The sequence below is a fragment of the Microbacterium sp. 69-10 genome, from assembly GCF_001897945.1.
Classification (GTDB): domain Bacteria; phylum Actinomycetota; class Actinomycetes; order Actinomycetales; family Microbacteriaceae; genus Microbacterium.
On sequence record NZ_MKRT01000001.1, the window covers coordinates 1 to 13,952 of the forward strand.

16 protein-coding genes and 2 pseudogenes are annotated in these 13,952 nt (G+C 70.6%); 6 read left to right on the forward strand and 12 right to left on the reverse strand.

The window, feature by feature from the left end; genetic code table 11:
* Window positions 1-55: 55 nt before the first annotated feature.
* From BGN97_RS00005 to hemE, 5 genes are all read right to left on the reverse strand, one after another.
* Window positions 56-337 (reverse strand): hypothetical protein, encoded by a 282-nt coding sequence (locus BGN97_RS00005; RefSeq protein WP_292696850.1) that lies wholly within the window; start codon window positions 335-337, stop codon window positions 56-58.
* Window positions 324-731, reverse strand: a complete 408-nt coding sequence (locus tag BGN97_RS00010; RefSeq protein WP_292696853.1) for a phage holin family protein — start codon at window positions 729-731, stop codon at window positions 324-326. Before BGN97_RS00010 ends, BGN97_RS00005 begins: the two co-directional genes overlap by 14 nt.
* Before the next feature lies 1 nt (window position 732).
* Window positions 733-1,152 (reverse strand): hypothetical protein, encoded by a 420-nt coding sequence (locus tag BGN97_RS00015; protein WP_292696856.1) that lies wholly within the window; start codon window positions 1,150-1,152, stop codon window positions 733-735.
* Between the two features lie 144 nt (window positions 1,153-1,296).
* The gene (locus tag BGN97_RS00020) at window positions 1,297-2,823 is read right to left on the reverse strand and encodes an FAD-dependent oxidoreductase (protein WP_292696859.1); all 1,527 of its coding nucleotides are present in this window, start codon (window positions 2,821-2,823) and stop codon (window positions 1,297-1,299) included.
* A gap of 78 nt (window positions 2,824-2,901) precedes the next feature.
* Window positions 2,902-3,915, reverse strand: a complete 1,014-nt coding sequence (gene hemE, locus BGN97_RS00025; RefSeq protein ID WP_292696862.1) for a uroporphyrinogen decarboxylase — start codon at window positions 3,913-3,915, stop codon at window positions 2,902-2,904.
* A gap of 89 nt (window positions 3,916-4,004) precedes the next feature.
* Between hemE and BGN97_RS00030 the strand changes: the two genes are divergently transcribed.
* Window positions 4,005-5,288, forward strand: a complete 1,284-nt coding sequence (locus BGN97_RS00030) for a glutamyl-tRNA reductase (RefSeq protein WP_292696865.1) — start codon at window positions 4,005-4,007, stop codon at window positions 5,286-5,288.
* A 46-nt stretch (window positions 5,289-5,334) separates the two neighbouring features.
* On the forward strand, window positions 5,335-5,742 hold the full coding sequence (arr, locus tag BGN97_RS00035; RefSeq protein WP_285638030.1) for an NAD(+)--rifampin ADP-ribosyltransferase: 408 nt from the start codon (window positions 5,335-5,337) through the stop codon (window positions 5,740-5,742).
* A 91-nt stretch (window positions 5,743-5,833) separates the two neighbouring features.
* On the opposite strand, the gene BGN97_RS00040 is transcribed toward arr, so the two are convergent.
* Both BGN97_RS00040 and BGN97_RS00045 read right to left on the reverse strand, forming a co-directional pair.
* On the reverse strand, window positions 5,834-6,184 hold the full coding sequence (locus BGN97_RS00040; RefSeq protein ID WP_292696873.1) for a HepT-like ribonuclease domain-containing protein: 351 nt from the start codon (window positions 6,182-6,184) through the stop codon (window positions 5,834-5,836).
* Window positions 6,181-6,624 (reverse strand): XRE family transcriptional regulator, encoded by a 444-nt coding sequence (locus BGN97_RS00045; RefSeq protein ID WP_292696876.1) that lies wholly within the window; start codon window positions 6,622-6,624, stop codon window positions 6,181-6,183. Before BGN97_RS00045 ends, BGN97_RS00040 begins: the two co-directional genes overlap by 4 nt.
* Window positions 6,625-6,716: 92 nt before the next feature.
* Between BGN97_RS00045 and BGN97_RS00050 the strand changes: the two genes are divergently transcribed.
* Window positions 6,717-7,304, forward strand: a complete 588-nt coding sequence (locus BGN97_RS00050; protein ID WP_292696878.1) for an HhH-GPD-type base excision DNA repair protein — start codon at window positions 6,717-6,719, stop codon at window positions 7,302-7,304.
* 58 nt (window positions 7,305-7,362) lie between these two features.
* Window positions 7,363-7,785, forward strand: a complete 423-nt coding sequence (locus BGN97_RS00055) for a DUF1801 domain-containing protein (RefSeq protein ID WP_292696880.1) — start codon at window positions 7,363-7,365, stop codon at window positions 7,783-7,785.
* Window positions 7,786-7,789: 4 nt separating this feature from the next.
* Here the strand turns inward: BGN97_RS00055 and BGN97_RS00060 are convergent, their stop codons facing one another.
* The 4 genes and pseudogenes from BGN97_RS00060 to BGN97_RS00070 all read right to left on the reverse strand — a co-directional run bounded on the left by BGN97_RS00060 (window position 7,790) and on the right by BGN97_RS00070 (window position 9,963).
* The gene (locus tag BGN97_RS00060) at window positions 7,790-8,458 is read right to left on the reverse strand and encodes a hypothetical protein (protein WP_292696883.1); all 669 of its coding nucleotides are present in this window, start codon (window positions 8,456-8,458) and stop codon (window positions 7,790-7,792) included.
* Between the two features lie 30 nt (window positions 8,459-8,488).
* Window positions 8,489-8,974: an adenylyltransferase/cytidyltransferase family protein gene (locus BGN97_RS00065; protein ID WP_292696886.1), complete on the reverse strand. Its 486-nt coding sequence runs from the start codon at window positions 8,972-8,974 to the stop codon at window positions 8,489-8,491.
* Window positions 8,975-9,170: 196 nt separating this feature from the next.
* Window positions 9,171-9,767 (reverse strand): annotated as a pseudogene (locus tag BGN97_RS18455) (family 20 glycosylhydrolase); the annotation flags it as partial.
* 16 nt (window positions 9,768-9,783) lie between these two features.
* The gene (locus tag BGN97_RS00070; protein WP_292696889.1) at window positions 9,784-9,963 is read right to left on the reverse strand and encodes a hypothetical protein; all 180 of its coding nucleotides are present in this window, start codon (window positions 9,961-9,963) and stop codon (window positions 9,784-9,786) included.
* Window positions 9,964-10,104: 141 nt separating this feature from the next.
* On the opposite strand from BGN97_RS00070, the gene BGN97_RS00075 reads away from it, so the two are divergent.
* Window positions 10,105-11,406: a glycosyl hydrolase gene (locus BGN97_RS00075; protein ID WP_292696892.1), complete on the forward strand. Its 1,302-nt coding sequence runs from the start codon at window positions 10,105-10,107 to the stop codon at window positions 11,404-11,406.
* 9 nt (window positions 11,407-11,415) lie between these two features.
* Here BGN97_RS00075 and BGN97_RS00080 read toward each other — a convergent pair whose 3' ends face one another.
* On the reverse strand, window positions 11,416-12,441 hold the full coding sequence (locus BGN97_RS00080) for a LacI family DNA-binding transcriptional regulator (protein WP_292696895.1): 1,026 nt from the start codon (window positions 12,439-12,441) through the stop codon (window positions 11,416-11,418).
* Between the two features lie 90 nt (window positions 12,442-12,531).
* Here BGN97_RS00080 and BGN97_RS00085 point away from each other — a divergent pair.
* Window positions 12,532-13,952, forward strand: a pseudogene (locus BGN97_RS00085) (alpha-mannosidase); the annotation flags it as partial.

Sequence of the window (13,952 nt, forward strand, 5' to 3'; positions counted from 1 at the left end):
CCTGACCGGAGGTCTTCGCTACCTCAGCCGTCCACAACCTGTCGGGGAAGTACAGCTAGCGGGAGACCGCGCGCGCGATCACCCAGACGACGCCGCCGACCACGGCGGCGACGCCGGCGACGGCCGCAGCCGCACCGATCGGGTTGCGCCGGGCGAAGGCGCGGGCCTTGAGGATGCCGCGCTCCGACGCCTCCTCCACCCGCCGGGGCACGTTGCCCTTGATCTCGATCGCGGCCAGCGCGGCCTTGAGCTCGGCGCGGGCGGATGCCACCGGGTCGACGATCCCGGCGGGAACGGCCGTGCGGGGCAGGGACGCCTTCGGGTCAGAATTCGTCATCGTCGGACTCCTTCATCAGGCGGAAGTCGGTGGCCACGGCCTGTCCCGGGTTCTCCCGCTTCACGACCTTGCGGAAGCGCAGCACGCCCAGCAGGCCGAACACGGCGATGGCCACGAAGAGGAACACGAAGACCGCGAGCGCGGCCAGCCAGGCCGGCCACCACGAGGCCAGGCCGATGATCCCGAAGGCCAGCAGCACGGGGATCGCCCAGAACAGCAGGAACAGCACGATGACGAACCACAGGCTGCCGATGCCGGCGTCCTTCGCCGTACGCGACACCCACGCCTTGGCGGCGTTGATCTCGGCGGTGACGAGGTTGCGCACCAGCTCGGGCAGGTCGCCGAGCAGCGTCAGCAGGCTGTCGTCGGCCCGATCGCGGTATCCGCGGGTCATGTCACTCAGCCTCTGGGGTCTTCTTCTTCGCCGTGCCGGAGGACTTCGAGGTCGTGCTCCTGGCGGCGGTCTTCGTGGCGGTGGTGCGCTTGGCCTCGGCCGCGGCGTCCTTCGCCGCCTCCGCGACATCCTCAGCGGCGTCCTTGGCCGCGTCCGCGGCCGAGTGAAGCCTCTGCTCGGGCGTGCCCGTGCTGGAGACGGCCTTGACGACCTTCACCGCACCGGTCCACAGCGCACCCGGCACGGCTGCCGCCTGCGCCTTGGCGAAGTCCTGTGCGCGCGTGACCTGCTTCTGCACCGGATCGAGGTGCCAGACCTTGAGCCACTGCGTCTTGATCTGCTCATAGCGCTCGCGCCCTGCGCGGGTGCCGAGCACATAACCTACGCCGAGTCCGACGACGAGTCCGATCTTCCCCTTCATGGGAGCCTCCTGACGTTTGTTGCGGCGTCTTCGCCGAAGGCCGAACCGTCTTGCCCCCGAACGATCGTGTTCCAGAGTAGTCGCATATTCCTGATTCGGCATCTACTCTTGCGCGCGGGCGGACTATGACGTAATGGGGCGTCTTCAGCGGTCCCAGAGCAGCCGGCTGCGCAGTGCGTCGGCCTCCGCCACGGCATCCGGCACGACCTGCGCCAGACCCGTGCCCGACAGCCAGGCCCCCACGACGGCCAGCCGCGGGGTCTTCCGCACGGCTTCGCGCACGGCCGTGCGGCGCTCGGCGGCGCCGATCAGCGACGTCGGCTGGGACTGCACGAAGCGTGCGCGGTGCGCAGCGCGCAGCTGCTCCGGACGCAACGGGACGCCGAGCAGAGCGGATGCCTCGGACAGCGCGAGCCGCGCTGCCGCGTCGTCGTCGAGCGACGCGGTCACCGCATCCTCGCCCTGCGTGCCGAACGAGACCCGCACGACATGGCTGCCGTCGGCCGCGCGCCGCAGCCAGCCCCACTTGGCGGTGGAGTGCGTGAGCGCCTTGGCCGTGTGGCTGCCGGGGACCGTGAGCACGCCACTGCCGCGCGGGGCGCTGTCGAGCTCGGGAGCGTCCAGCAGCAGCGTGACGATCTCGATCTCGGGCGCAGCGCCCGGGTCGCTCAGTCCGGTCACGTGCGGGTCGAGCAGGGTACGCGCAGAGGGCTCCGCGGTGGCGATGACGACGGCCGTCGCGGTGAGCGGCGCGTCCGGTGCCGCGACGCCATCGGGCCGGTTGGTGGTGTCGAGGGCGCCGTCGCCGACCGGGGCGTCCGCCTCCGCGGCAGCCGGGTCCGACTCCTCGAGGGTGACCGTCCAGCCCTCCGGGGCGTGGTCCAGTCGCACCGCGCGCGTGCCGGTGCGCACCTCCGCGCCGAACTTCTCGAGCTCTTCGCGCAGTGCCTCGATGATCCGGCCCATGCCGCCCTCGATGCCCAGCACGGCGGCGCCCGGTGCCTTGCCCGCGCGCTCGCCCTGCAGCGCGAGCACCGCACCGCTCAGCGACCCGACGCGGGTGAGTGCGGCGCTCAGGCCGGGTGCGGCGATCTCGACGTCGACGTCCTCCGGCAGGGCGGAGTAGACGCCCGCGGTGACCGGGGCGACCAGCCGGTCGCGCACCCTGGCGCCCATGCGCGCGCTGACGAGCCTGCCGAGACTCTGCTCGTGGCCGATGGTCAGCGGCGGGCGCAGGCGGTCGAGGTAGGCGCGCCACACGCCGCGCCAGCCGATGATCGCGCGCACGTCCGCCTGGAACGGGTTGGCGGGGATGCCGAGCAGCCCGCCCTTCGGGAGCGGCGCATCGGGGGCATCCGGGATGCCGCTGAGCCAGGCGCCGCCGCCCTCCGGCGGGACGACCGCGTCGGAGAGGCCGAGCTCATCGACCAGTGCGCGCACGTGACCGCCGCGGGTCGCGAAGCTCTCGGCGCCGGCGTCGACGACGATGCCGCCGAGTTCGGTCGTGCGGATGCTGCCGCCGAGCTGCTCCTCGGCTTCGATCAGGGTCACCCGCATCCCGACCTTCGCGCACTCGCGGGCGGCGACGAGCCCGCCGATGCCTCCGCCGATCACCACGACGTGCTGTGCGGCTGCGCGGGCGGCGATGTCGACCGGATACTCGGAGCTCATGCTCCGATTCTTCCATCCGGCCCTATGCGCGCGGCCCGGCGTCCGGGCGGGAAAGATCCGCGCAGGCGGCGCCGCGGGTCAGAGCTCGCCGTGGGCGAGACGGACGATGCGGGTGAGCTGGTCGGGGTCGGTCTCGGGCGGGACGCCGTGGCCGAGATTGAGGATGTGGCCCTTCGCGCCGCGCCCGCGGGCGATCACGTCGCGGACGTGCGCCTCCAGCACCGGCCACGAGGCCTGCAGCAGAGCGGGGTCGATGTTGCCCTGCACGGCCACGTCGGGTCCGAGCACGGCGATGGCCTCGTCCAGCGGCATCCGCCAGTCGACGCCCACGGCCGAGGCGACGCCGTCCAGGCGCATGTCGCCGAGGAAGGGTCCGGTGCCCACGCCGAAGTGGATGCTCGGCACGCCGATCCCGTCCAGCGCGGCGTGCGAGTGCGGCGCGATGTGCGCGCGGTAGTCGGCCGGGCTGAGGGATCCAGCCCAGGAGTCGAACAACTGCACGACGGATGCCCCGGCGTCGCGCTGGATCTCGAGGAACCGGCGCGAGATGCGGGAGAGCCAGCCGGCCAGACGATCCCAGGACTCCGGGTCGACGTGCATCATGGCGCGGGCGCGCAGGTGCTCCTTGGAGGGACCGCCCTCGATGAGGTACGCGGCGAGTGTGAACGGGGCGCCGGCGAAGCCGATCAGCGGGGTCTCCCGCAGCTCGGCCGTCACGATGCGCACGGCCTCTGCGATCGCGGTGCCGTCCAGGTCGGCGGGGTCGATCGCGGTGATGCGCGCCACGTCGTCGGCGGTGCGCACCGGATTCGCGAACACCGGCCCGCGACCAGGCTCGATCTCCACCTCGACGCCCGCCAGACGCAGCGGGATCACGATGTCGCTGAAGAAGACCGCGGCGTCCACGCCGTGCCGGCGCACCGGCTGCAGGGTGATCTCGGCCGCCAGGTCCGGGGTGAGGCAGGCATCCAGCATCCGAGTGCCGACGCGCAGCTCGCGGTACTCGGGCAGCGAACGGCCCGCCTGACGCATGAACCAGACGGGGGTGCGCTCGACGGACTCACCGGCGAGCGCGCGCAGCAGATCACTCATGCTCCGATCCTTTCACCGTCAACCTATGCGGATGCTCGGTTAGGCACCCCTCAGATGCCGATCACAGATACCAGGCGTACCCTGGAGAGGTGCTGCTCTGCGTCACGGCGAGTCACAAGACCGCCTCCTTCGACCTGCTCGAGCGCCTCAGCCGCCATCCCGATACCGTCGCCCCGACCCTGGTCGAAGCTGGTGCGCAGGGAGCCGTCGTGCTCGCGACCTGCAACCGCTTCGAGGCCTACGTCGAGACCGACGGGCTCGACACGGATGCCGTGCTGGACGTCGTCGCGCAGGCCACTGGCATCCCCTCCGCCGACCTCGACGGCTCGTACCGCGTGGTCGAGGACCGTCGCGTCGCCGAGCACCTCTTCGCCGTGGCATCCGGTCTGGAGTCCGTCGTCTCCGGCGAGGGCGAGATCGCGGGCCAGGTGCGCCGAGCGCTGACCGGCGCACGCAAGCAGGGCACCACCTCCCCCGCTCTGGAGCGCCTGTTCCAGCGCGCCAGTCAGGCGCAGCGCAAGGTCAAGAACGTCACAGCCCTGCAGCGCGCCGGCCGCTCGCTGGTGCGCCTGTCGCTGGAGCTCGCGGACAGCCGCATCGCCGACTGGGCCGCCGAGCGCGTGCTGCTGGTGGGCACGGGCGCTTACGCCGCCGTCACCCTCGCCACGCTGCGCGAGCGCGGAGCGGTCGACATCTCGGTCTACTCCCCGTCGGGTCGGGCGGAGCTGTTCGCCAAGAAGCACGGCATCCGCGCCGTGCTCGCCGACGATTACGCCACGGTCGCGCAGCGCTCCTCGCTGCTGATCACCTGCACCACCGCCACGGAGCCGGTGCTGGGCCCGGTGCAGCTGCAGCGGACGGCCGGCGGCGCCTCGACGGGCTCAGCGCCCACCGGATGCCCGGTCTCGCACGGCTCGCAGCTGGTGATCGACCTGGGGATGCCGCGCAACGTGGACCCCGCGGTCGCCCATCTGGAGGGCGTCGCCCTGCTGGATCTGGAGACGATCCGTCTGCACGCGCCGCTCGAGGAGCTGCAGGCGACGGATGCCGCGCGGGCGATCGTGCACGAGGCGGCCGAGGACTTCCACGCCGTCGGCTCCCGCGCGACGGTCACCCCCGGTGTCGTCGCGCTGCGCACCCACATCTTCGGTCTGCTCGAGGCCGAGATCGAGCGCGCCCGCAACCGCGGCGACGAGAACGGTCGGGTCGAGCAGGCCATGCGGCACCTCGCCGGCGTGCTGCTGCACACCCCGACCACGCGCGCGCACGAGCTCGCGGCCGACGGTCGCGGCGGCGAGTTCCTCAGCGCACTCGAGACGCTGTACGGCCTGGTTCCGGCTGCCGGTGAGGCGACGGAATCCGAGACCGCCTGACGCACGGCATCCGCCCCTCCCATCGCATCCGGGTGACACTGGACGCATGAGCGACGCACTGGATGACGGACCCTTCTTCCACGGCACCGCGGCGGCCCTGCAGCCCGGAGAGCTGCTGACCGCGGGCTTCCCCTCGAACTACCGGCCCGAGATCACGATGAACCACGTGTACTTCACGGCGCTGCGCGACGGCGCCGGCCTCGCGGCCGAGATCGCCGCTGTCGACGGCGACCCGCACGTCTACCTGGTCGAGCCGACGGGCGAGTTCGAGAACGACCCGAACGTCACCGACAAGAAGTTCCCCGGCAATCCGACGCGCTCGTACCGCACGCGCGAGCCGCTGCGCGTGATCGAGGAGGTGCACGACTGGACGCGTCTCACGCCCGAGGCGCTGCAGGAGTGGCGCGACCGGATCGCCGCGATCGTCGAGACCCGCGGCGAGATCATCAACTGACGTGCCCGCTTCTGAAGGACGATCGACGTTCTGAAGGAGACCCCAGGCCGCAGCATCCTTCAGAACGTCAGATCTCCTTCAGAATGAACGGTCAGCCGTTTGGCGATTCAGGGAGGAGCGGCGCGATCTCTGCACGCACGCGAGGAAGATCGATACTGATGGTGGCCCACACCGCGTCGTAATCGGTCGCCTCGTAGTGATGCGCGAGCCGGTCACGCATGCGCTTGATGCTCGACCACGGCACCTGCGGGCTCACGGCGGTCGTCTCATCACTCAACCGCGCGACATTCTCGCCGATCTTGATGATGATCGATTCGGCCGCGAGCCCTGGCGTATTGAGGTCATCCGAGACGTACCACTCGTGGCCACGGCCGGCGAGTCGCGCGCCGTCGTCGCACAATCGCACGATCTCGCGCAGCGACCGCTCGTCCCGGTCGTTCACGCGGCCACCGCTGATCGGAGGATCGGATGATCAGCGGGCAGGCCTCCGTCTGTGACCACGTCGACCGGAACTCCGAGCAGCTTCTCGGCCGCTGAGGCGAACTCTGCGATGGCCAGCAGACCGACATGCGGAGCGCGGGCGACGAGGATGTCGAGGTCGCTGTGCGTGGTGTCCGTGCCACGCTGTGCTGAGCCGAACACGCGCACGTTGCTCAGCCCGTACTCAGCAGCGAGCGCCTTCAGGTCGTCACGATGCTGTTCGAGCGCCTGGTGAGGCAACGGGCGCATGGCCGCCTGCAGCCGGCCGAGCATCGCCGCAGAGGGAGTGCGCCGCCCTGATTCATATGCTGCGATGTTCGGCTGCGCGACACCGCTGCGCACCGCGAGCTGCGACTGGCTGAGGCCGGCTCGCTCCCTCAGTTCACGCAACGATTTGCTCATATCGCCATGATATCGCGCTCATGGTTTCTTCGGCCGGACCGGGACCGAGAAAGGCGCCGCCATCTGCGGACAGCCCCTGGCAGACTGTCACCATGGCCCTTCACATCACCGGAGACACCGCCGCCGACGACCTGCTCACGAACAACCCGCTGGCGCTGCTGGTGGGGATGCTGCTGGATCAGCAGGTTCCGATGGAGACCGCGTTCGCGGGTCCGCTCAAGATCGAGCAGCGCACCGGGGCGGCGGACGCCGCCGCCATCGCCGGGATGGACCCGGATGCCTTCCTCGAGGCGTTCAAGCAGACGCCGGCCGTGCACCGCTTCCCGGGTTCCATGGCCACGCGCGTGCAGACCCTCTGCCAGACCCTGGTCGACGACTGGGGCGGGGATGCCGCGGCGCTCTGGACCGCCGGCGACCCGGACGGCGCCGAGGTCCTCAAGCGCCTGAAGAAGCTGCCCGGCTTCGGGGAGCAGAAGGCGAAGATCTTCCTCGCTCTGCTCGGCAAGCAGTACGGGTTCACCGGGGCGGGATGGCGCGAGGCATCCGCTCCCTACGGTGAGGACGGCTCGTACCGCAGCGTCGCCGACATCGTCTCGCCCGAGTCGCTGGCCAAGGTGCGCGAGCACAAGAAGGCGATGAAGGTTGCCGCGGCGCGGAGCAATGCGACGAAGGAGCGTTGATGCGTGACGGGGCAAGGTTGAGCGAGCGAAGCGAGTCGAAACCCATGAAGGCCGCGGGGTGAGGCCGACCGGCGGCAGCGTCGCCTCCTTCCTCACCGGTGTCACCCCGGCCAAGCGCCGCCGCGACGCCGAGGCCCTGACCGCCCTGCTGCAGGAGGTTTCCGGCCGCGAACCCGAGCTGTGGGGCACGATCGTCGGCTTGGGCAGCTGCCACTACCGCTACCCCACCGGCACCGAGGGCGACATGCCGCTGCTGGCGTTCGCGCCGCGCAAGGCGGCCTCGACGCTGTACCTGGAGTCCACCGCCGCCCACGCCGACGACCTCGCACGCCTCGGCCCGCACAGCACCGGCGTCGGATGCCTGTACATCAAGGATCTCGAGGAGATCGACCTCGACGTGCTGCGCGGCATCCTCACCGCCTCGCTCCGCTGGGCGGAGAGCGGCGGCGACGAGCACGCCGTACTCACCGTCACCGGCTGAGAGCTCATTCCCCCGAGCTGTACACGCTCGTGGATCCGGCCACCGGCCTGGCGGCCAGCACCATGGCGAGCACGCCCAGGGCTCCGATGGCGCCCGCCCTCAGCAGCGCGAAGAAGCCGAAGAGCGCGGACAACGACGTCTGATCAACCGGCATCCCGATCGCGAAGGCCAGACCGGGCAGCAGCGCTGCGGCGACCGCCGCGGCGAGCACCCACATCGGTGCCCACCGCCACGGAGGCGGCACGACGCCGGCGCGGGCGATCTGCACCGCCGCGAGGATCGCCAGGATCAGGGCGACCGCATTCAGTGCGTAGCCGATCATCACGGCAGTGGAATAGCCCGCATCCGCCGGCTCACCTGCGGCGAACAGCGTCGTCAGCGGCGCGACCACCGGCACCACCAGCACCTGCCACACCGCCAGCGCGATGATCACGCCGGTGCCGAGCGGGCGACTCGCCGTCACGCTTCCCGCGCGCCCCATGCCGATCGCCAGCACCACTGCGCCCGCCCAGAACAGCACTCTGGTCAAAGGGAAAGGCATCCCGGTGAACAGGCCCTGCAGACCGGGCAGTCCCAGCTCCAGCAGCGCCGAAAGCGCGATGAGCGCCCCGCCGAGCGTCCAGGTGCGTCGACGCGCACGGGCATCGGTCCCGCCGGCGTCAACGTCGATCATGCCGCCAGGCTACAGCCGACCGGCCCCAAGTCAGCCGCGCGCGATCCGCTCCGCTTCCTTGGCCGCGACGATCTTGCGCAGGCCGGAGCTGGAGAAGCGGTGGTTGCGGCTGTTGAAGTAGAGCTCGATGCCGGCCTCCTCGCAGTACGAGCGGCCGGTGAAGTCGCGGTTCTCGTACTCGTCGCCGACGATGCGCACGTCGAGCTTGAAGGAGCGCAGGATGTCCTCGAGGTCCTGCTCGGTGGAATACGGGACGATCTCGTCGACGTACTCGCAGCCACGCAGCTGGATGTAGCGCTCCACGACGGTCTGCGTCGGCGCGTTCTTCTCCGGGCGGTCGAGCGTCGGATCCATCTGCAGCCCGCAGATCAGGTAGTCGCACTGGCGCTTGGCCTCGGCGAGCATCATGATGTGTCCCGCGTGCAGCAGGTCGAAGGTCGAGAAGGTGATGCCCACTCGAGGACCCGGGTTGTAGTCCTGGTGCTTCTTCGTCATCTCGTCCATGGTCTCCGTCATCGCTTCGCTCCGGTACGCCTTTCGCCGCGTCCCCACAACACGGCCACAGGGATTCTACCCGGGTGGGCTGACGCCGATCGGCAGCCCGATCGCCGCCTCCGTCCGTTCGAACTCCGCCAGGGTCAGCGCGGAGCCGCCGTTCCACGCCCTCTCCGCCATGGCCCGGAGGGGTGCGCGGATGCGCCGCGTCCGAGCGCGTGATGTGCCCGGCCGACACCACCTCGGGGAACGCGACGGATTCCAGCCGGAACCCCTCGTTCTCGGAGAAGTGCCATTGGAGGGCGTTGATGCCCACGTCGGCGGCTGCGTGCAGCAGCGCGATGATCCACTCGGCCGGGTAGTACTTTCGGGCGGCGTCGAGATGGACGCCGCGCTCACGGACGGCCGGGCTCCCCGAGACGCGTCCCCGCGGCACGCATCCCTGGGCGCGCAGGTTGTGCAGCAGCTGCCGTGTGGCACGGAAGCCGCCCGTCGCCGAGGAGACGCGGATGTCGATGTCGCCTGCGACGTCGATCGCGTAGGCCTCGTCGGATGCGACGGCTCCCCCCGGAGTCGAAGCCGCATCCGACGAGGTGATCGGGGCCTCCGCCGATCGCAGGAGGACGCGCGATCCCGTGCCGGGCGGGATGCCCAGGGCGGCGAGCTCGCGCTGCAGGCGAGTCGCCTCGGCGGCCAGGCGCTCATCCGCGGCGACGACCTGCACCGTGTCCGGCCGCCAGGCTCCGCTCTCGAGCCGGACGGTCGACGGATGCGGCAGCGCGTACCAGCGGCGTGCCGCATCCGTCGATGTCATCGGAGCACCCTGCGGGTCAGCCGCACGCCGGGACGGCGTACGCACGGTCGACGGTCATGGCGCCGCTGAGCTCTCCCGACGTGTCGATCGGGCCGGAGCGGCCGGCATCCGGTGTGCCGCCGCCTCCGGTGCAGGCCGTCAGCGCGAGCACCGTCGCCGCGGTGAGGCCGACGGCGAGAGTCGATCGGATCTTCATGGACGTTCTCCTTCGAAGGGGTCCGGCTGCGCACCCGCTGGGGTTCGCATCCATTACTAAACCGCTATAGTGACCATAGCATTGCACAGGAGAGCGACGACGTCCACCTCGAACGGTGACGCGCTCAGGAAGGCTTCCCCCATGCCAGCACCCACGTCCGCCGACGCACCGCTGCGTTTCGGCGCTAACTACACCCCGTCGAAGGACTGGATGCACTCGTGGCTGTCCCTGGACCTCGACGACGTGCGCCGCGACTTCGAGGGGCTGGCATCGCTCGGGCTCGACCACGTGCGGATCTTCCCGCTCTGGACCGTGCTGCAGCCGAATCGTACCCTGATCCGCGCGAAGGCGGTCGCGGATGTGCGCGCCGTGGTCGACGTCGCGGCGGAGTTCGGACTGGACGCCGGGGTCGACGTGATCCAGGGCCACCTGTCGAGCTTCGACTTCGTCCCCTCATGGCTGTTCACCTGGCACGACAAGAACATGTTCACGCATCCGGACGCGCTCAGCGGCCAGGTCGCCCTGGTGGAGACGCTGGGCTCGGCGCTGAACGACGCCGGCAACTTCCTCGGGTTCACGCTCGGCAACGAGACCAACCAGTTCTCCGCCGAGACGCACCCGCATCAGTGGCCGGTCACCGAGGCCGAGGCGGCGAACTGGATCACCTCGCTGCTGGACGCCGCGGAGCGCGCCGCCCCCGGCCGTGACCACCTGCACAGCGAGTACGACGCCGCCTGGTACATGGACGGGCACGGCTTCACCCCCGCGCTCGCCTCGCGCCTGGGAGCGATGACCACCGTGCACTCCTGGATCTTCAACGGCACCGCGCAGCGCTACGGCGGGCGCTCCGCAGCATCCGACCGTCATGCCGAGTACATGATCGAGCTCTCCCGGGCCTTCGCGACCGACCCCGCAAGGCCGATCTGGCTGCAGGAGGTCGGCGCCCCTTCGAACTGCCTGACGCCGGAGGAGGTGCCCGGCTTCCTGGAGGCGACCGTGCGCTCCGCCGCCCGGACCGAGAACCTGTGGGGCGTCACCTGGTGGTGCTCGCACGATGTGAGCCTCCAGCTCGCGGACTACCCCGAGCTGGAGTACTCGCTGGGCCTGCTGGAGAACGGCGGGGCCGTGAAGCCGATCGGCCGGCGGTTCGCCGAGATCATCCCCGAGCTGCGTGCACGTCCGGTCGCACCGGCGCGCACGACCGGCATCGTGGTCGACGTCGACGACGCCGACGTGCCGGTGAGCCGCGCCGCGCTCAGCCCGGGAGGCGCCGTCTTCCAGGCCTGGGTCGACGCGTGCGAGGCGGGCGTGGACGCGGCGTTCGTCACGTCGAAGGATGCCGCGGATGCCGCGGTGCTGGCGTCCCGGGGCATCACTGACCTGGTGCGCCCCGACCTGTCGACCGGGGTGGGCGTCTACTCGTCCAACAACACAGTCGTCTGAGCGCGGCGCTCAGGAGTGCGGCGGCGCCGTGCTCTCGCGCACCGTGAGCCTCGGTTGCGGCCCGGTGCGGTCCGGCAGCACCTCGGCGGAGTCGAGCTGCTCGATCAGGAAGTCCGCGGCGGTCTCCCCCAGCGTGAAGGTGTCGCGCGTGAGGCAGGTGATCGACGGGCGGACGAGGCCGGTCACGATCGAGTCGTCGAAGGATGCCAGCGAGAGCCCGGCCGGCACGGCGACGCCCATCTCCTGGGTGATGCGGAGCCCGGCGATCGCCATCATGTCGTTGTCGAACACGACCGCGGTCGGCCGCTCGGCGCGGCTGAGCAGGGTGCGCATGATCGTGGACACCTGCGCGGGCGAGTAGTCGGTCTGGATGAGTTCGCCAGCGACGTCCCGCTCGCCCATCCCCGCGAGGATGCTGCTGCGCAGCCGGACGTGCTCGTGCTCGGCGGGGCCGGAGATGTAGACGATGCTGCGATGACCCAGGCCCGCCAGGTAGCCGAAGACCGTGCGGGCGGCATCCGCGTCGTCCAGCCACAGCGTGGCGTGCATGCCATCCGGGGACGGCTGGCCGCCGATCGTGATCGAGGGCAGCCCGAGCGAGCGCAGCAGCCCGGGGCGCGGGTCGTCGACGCGCGGGTCGAGCACGAGGACGCCGTCGACCTGGTTCGACCGGCGCCACCGCCGGTACGTCTCCATCTCCTCATCCATGCTGGGCACGACGACCAGCTGCAGACCGATGCGACGGGCAGCGAGCGCGGACTGCACCCCGGCGATCAGGTCGGTGAAGAACGCCTCAGTGCCGAGGGTGCGGGCAGGACGGTTCACCGCGAAGCCGACGACCCCCGCCCTCGCACCGACCAGCGCGCGGGCAGTGGAGCTGGGCCGCCACTGGTGCTCGTCCGCGATCGCCAGGATGCGCTGCCGCGTCTCCTCGCTCACACCGGGGCGCCCGTTCAGCGCGAACGACACCGCGCCGGGCGACACTCCCGCCTGTCGCGCGATATCCGCGATGGTGACACGCTTGGACCGTGACATAGACTCACCGTACTAGATCGTTTTAGTATCGGCCGTCCCATTCAACCCCGCGGCCGATCGCCCTCATTCTTCCATCTGCAAGGAGCCCCCGTGCACGAAGAGACCTCCCTCACCGTCGGCCGCGTGAACCGCGTGCTCACCGAGCGCGTGCGCCCCGCGATCCACTCCGCCCGGGTGCCGCTCGAGATCGCGGCGCACCAGCTGCCCGGCGAGCCGATCGCCCCGGCGGAGGGCCTCGCGCTCGAGTTCGAGCCGTTCACCGCGGGCAGCATGTGGGGGCCCGCCTGGAGCACCACCTGGTTCCGCGTGCGCGGCTCGGTTCCCGCGGAGTGGTCCGGCCGGCGGATCGAGGCCCTCATCGACCTCGGCTTCGACATCAACATGCCCGGCTTCCAGTGCGAGGCTCTCGCCTATCGCCCCGACGGCACGCCGCTGAAGAGCATCAACCCGCGCAACCAGTGGGTGGCGATCGAGGCCGAGCCGGGCGGGGCCGTGGAGTTCTACCTGGAGGGCGCCGCCAACCCGGTGCTGCTGGACTACCACCCCTTCCTGCCCACCCAGGAGGGCGACATCCGCACCTCCTCCCCCGAGCCGCTGTACCGCGTGCGGCACATGGATCTCGCCGTGTTCGAGGAGGCGGTGTTCGAGCTCGCCCTCGACCTCGAGGTGCTGATCGAGCTGCAGGCGGAGCTCCCCGAGACCAGCCCGCGCCGCATGCGCATCCTGCAGGCCCTCGACGACGCCCTGGACGTGCTCGACCTGCAGCGCATCGTCAAGACCGCTCCCGATGCGCGCGCCCGGCTGGCGGACGTGCTCGCCTCACCGGCGGATGCCAGTGCGCACCGCATCGCCGCGATCGGTCACGCGCACATCGACTCGGCCTGGCTGTGGCCGGTGCGCGAGACCATCCGCAAGGTCGCTCGCACCACCTCGTCGATGACGACGCTGATCGACGAGCAGCCCGACTTCCTCTACGGCATGTCCAGTGCGCAGCAGTACGCCTGGATCAAGGAGCACCGCCCCGAGGTGTTCGCGCGCGTGAAGGACGCGGTCGCGGCCGGCCGATTCCTGCCTCTGGGCGGCATGTGGGTCGAGTCCGACACGGTCATGCCCACCGGCGAGTCGCTGGTGCGCCAGTTCTCGCACGGCCAGCGCTTCTTCGAGCGCGAGTTCGGCATCCGCTCCAAGGGGGTGTGGCTGCCCGACAGCTTCGGCTACTCCCCCGCTCTGCCGCAGCTGATGCGCCGGGCCGGCTTCGAGTGGTTCTTCACGCAGAAGATCTCCTGGAACCAGCGCAATGTCTTCCCGCACCACTCGTTCCTGTGGGAGGGCATCGACGGCTCGCGGATGTTCACGCACTTCCCGCCGATGGACACCTACAACTCGCAGCTGAGCGGCTCGGAGGTCGCGAAGGCCAGCCGGCAGTTCAAGGAGAATCGCAGGGCGACCATGTCGATCGCACCGGTCGGCTGGGGCGACGGCGGCGGCGGCACGACCCGCGAGATGACCGG

What these genes read in the sequence shown, in the direction of transcription:
- BGN97_RS00005 (WP_292696850.1), bottom strand. Translation starts at nt 337, where the DNA reads ATGACGAATTCTGACCCGAAGGCGTCCCTGCCCCGCACGGCCGTTCCC.
- BGN97_RS00010 (WP_292696853.1), bottom strand. Translation starts at nt 731, where the DNA reads ATGACCCGCGGATACCGCGATCGGGCCGACGACAGCCTGCTGACGCTG.
- BGN97_RS00015 (WP_292696856.1), bottom strand. Translation starts at nt 1,152, where the DNA reads ATGAAGGGGAAGATCGGACTCGTCGTCGGACTCGGCGTAGGTTATGTG.
- BGN97_RS00020 (WP_292696859.1), bottom strand. Translation starts at nt 2,823, where the DNA reads ATGAGCTCCGAGTATCCGGTCGACATCGCCGCCCGCGCAGCCGCACAG.
- hemE (WP_292696862.1), bottom strand. Translation starts at nt 3,915, where the DNA reads ATGAGTGATCTGCTGCGCGCGCTCGCCGGTGAGTCCGTCGAGCGCACC.
- arr (WP_285638030.1), top strand. Translation starts at nt 5,335, where the DNA reads ATGAGCGACGCACTGGATGACGGACCCTTCTTCCACGGCACCGCGGCG.
- BGN97_RS00045 (WP_292696876.1), bottom strand. Translation starts at nt 6,624, where the DNA reads ATGAGCAAATCGTTGCGTGAACTGAGGGAGCGAGCCGGCCTCAGCCAG.
- BGN97_RS00050 (WP_292696878.1), top strand. Translation starts at nt 6,717, where the DNA reads ATGGCCCTTCACATCACCGGAGACACCGCCGCCGACGACCTGCTCACG.
- BGN97_RS00060 (WP_292696883.1), bottom strand. Translation starts at nt 8,458, where the DNA reads ATGATCGACGTTGACGCCGGCGGGACCGATGCCCGTGCGCGTCGACGC.
- BGN97_RS00065 (WP_292696886.1), bottom strand. Translation starts at nt 8,974, where the DNA reads ATGACGGAGACCATGGACGAGATGACGAAGAAGCACCAGGACTACAAC.
- BGN97_RS00070 (WP_292696889.1), bottom strand. Translation starts at nt 9,963, where the DNA reads ATGAAGATCCGATCGACTCTCGCCGTCGGCCTCACCGCGGCGACGGTG.
- BGN97_RS00075 (WP_292696892.1), top strand. Translation starts at nt 10,105, where the DNA reads ATGCCAGCACCCACGTCCGCCGACGCACCGCTGCGTTTCGGCGCTAAC.
- BGN97_RS00080 (WP_292696895.1), bottom strand. Translation starts at nt 12,441, where the DNA reads ATGTCACGGTCCAAGCGTGTCACCATCGCGGATATCGCGCGACAGGCG.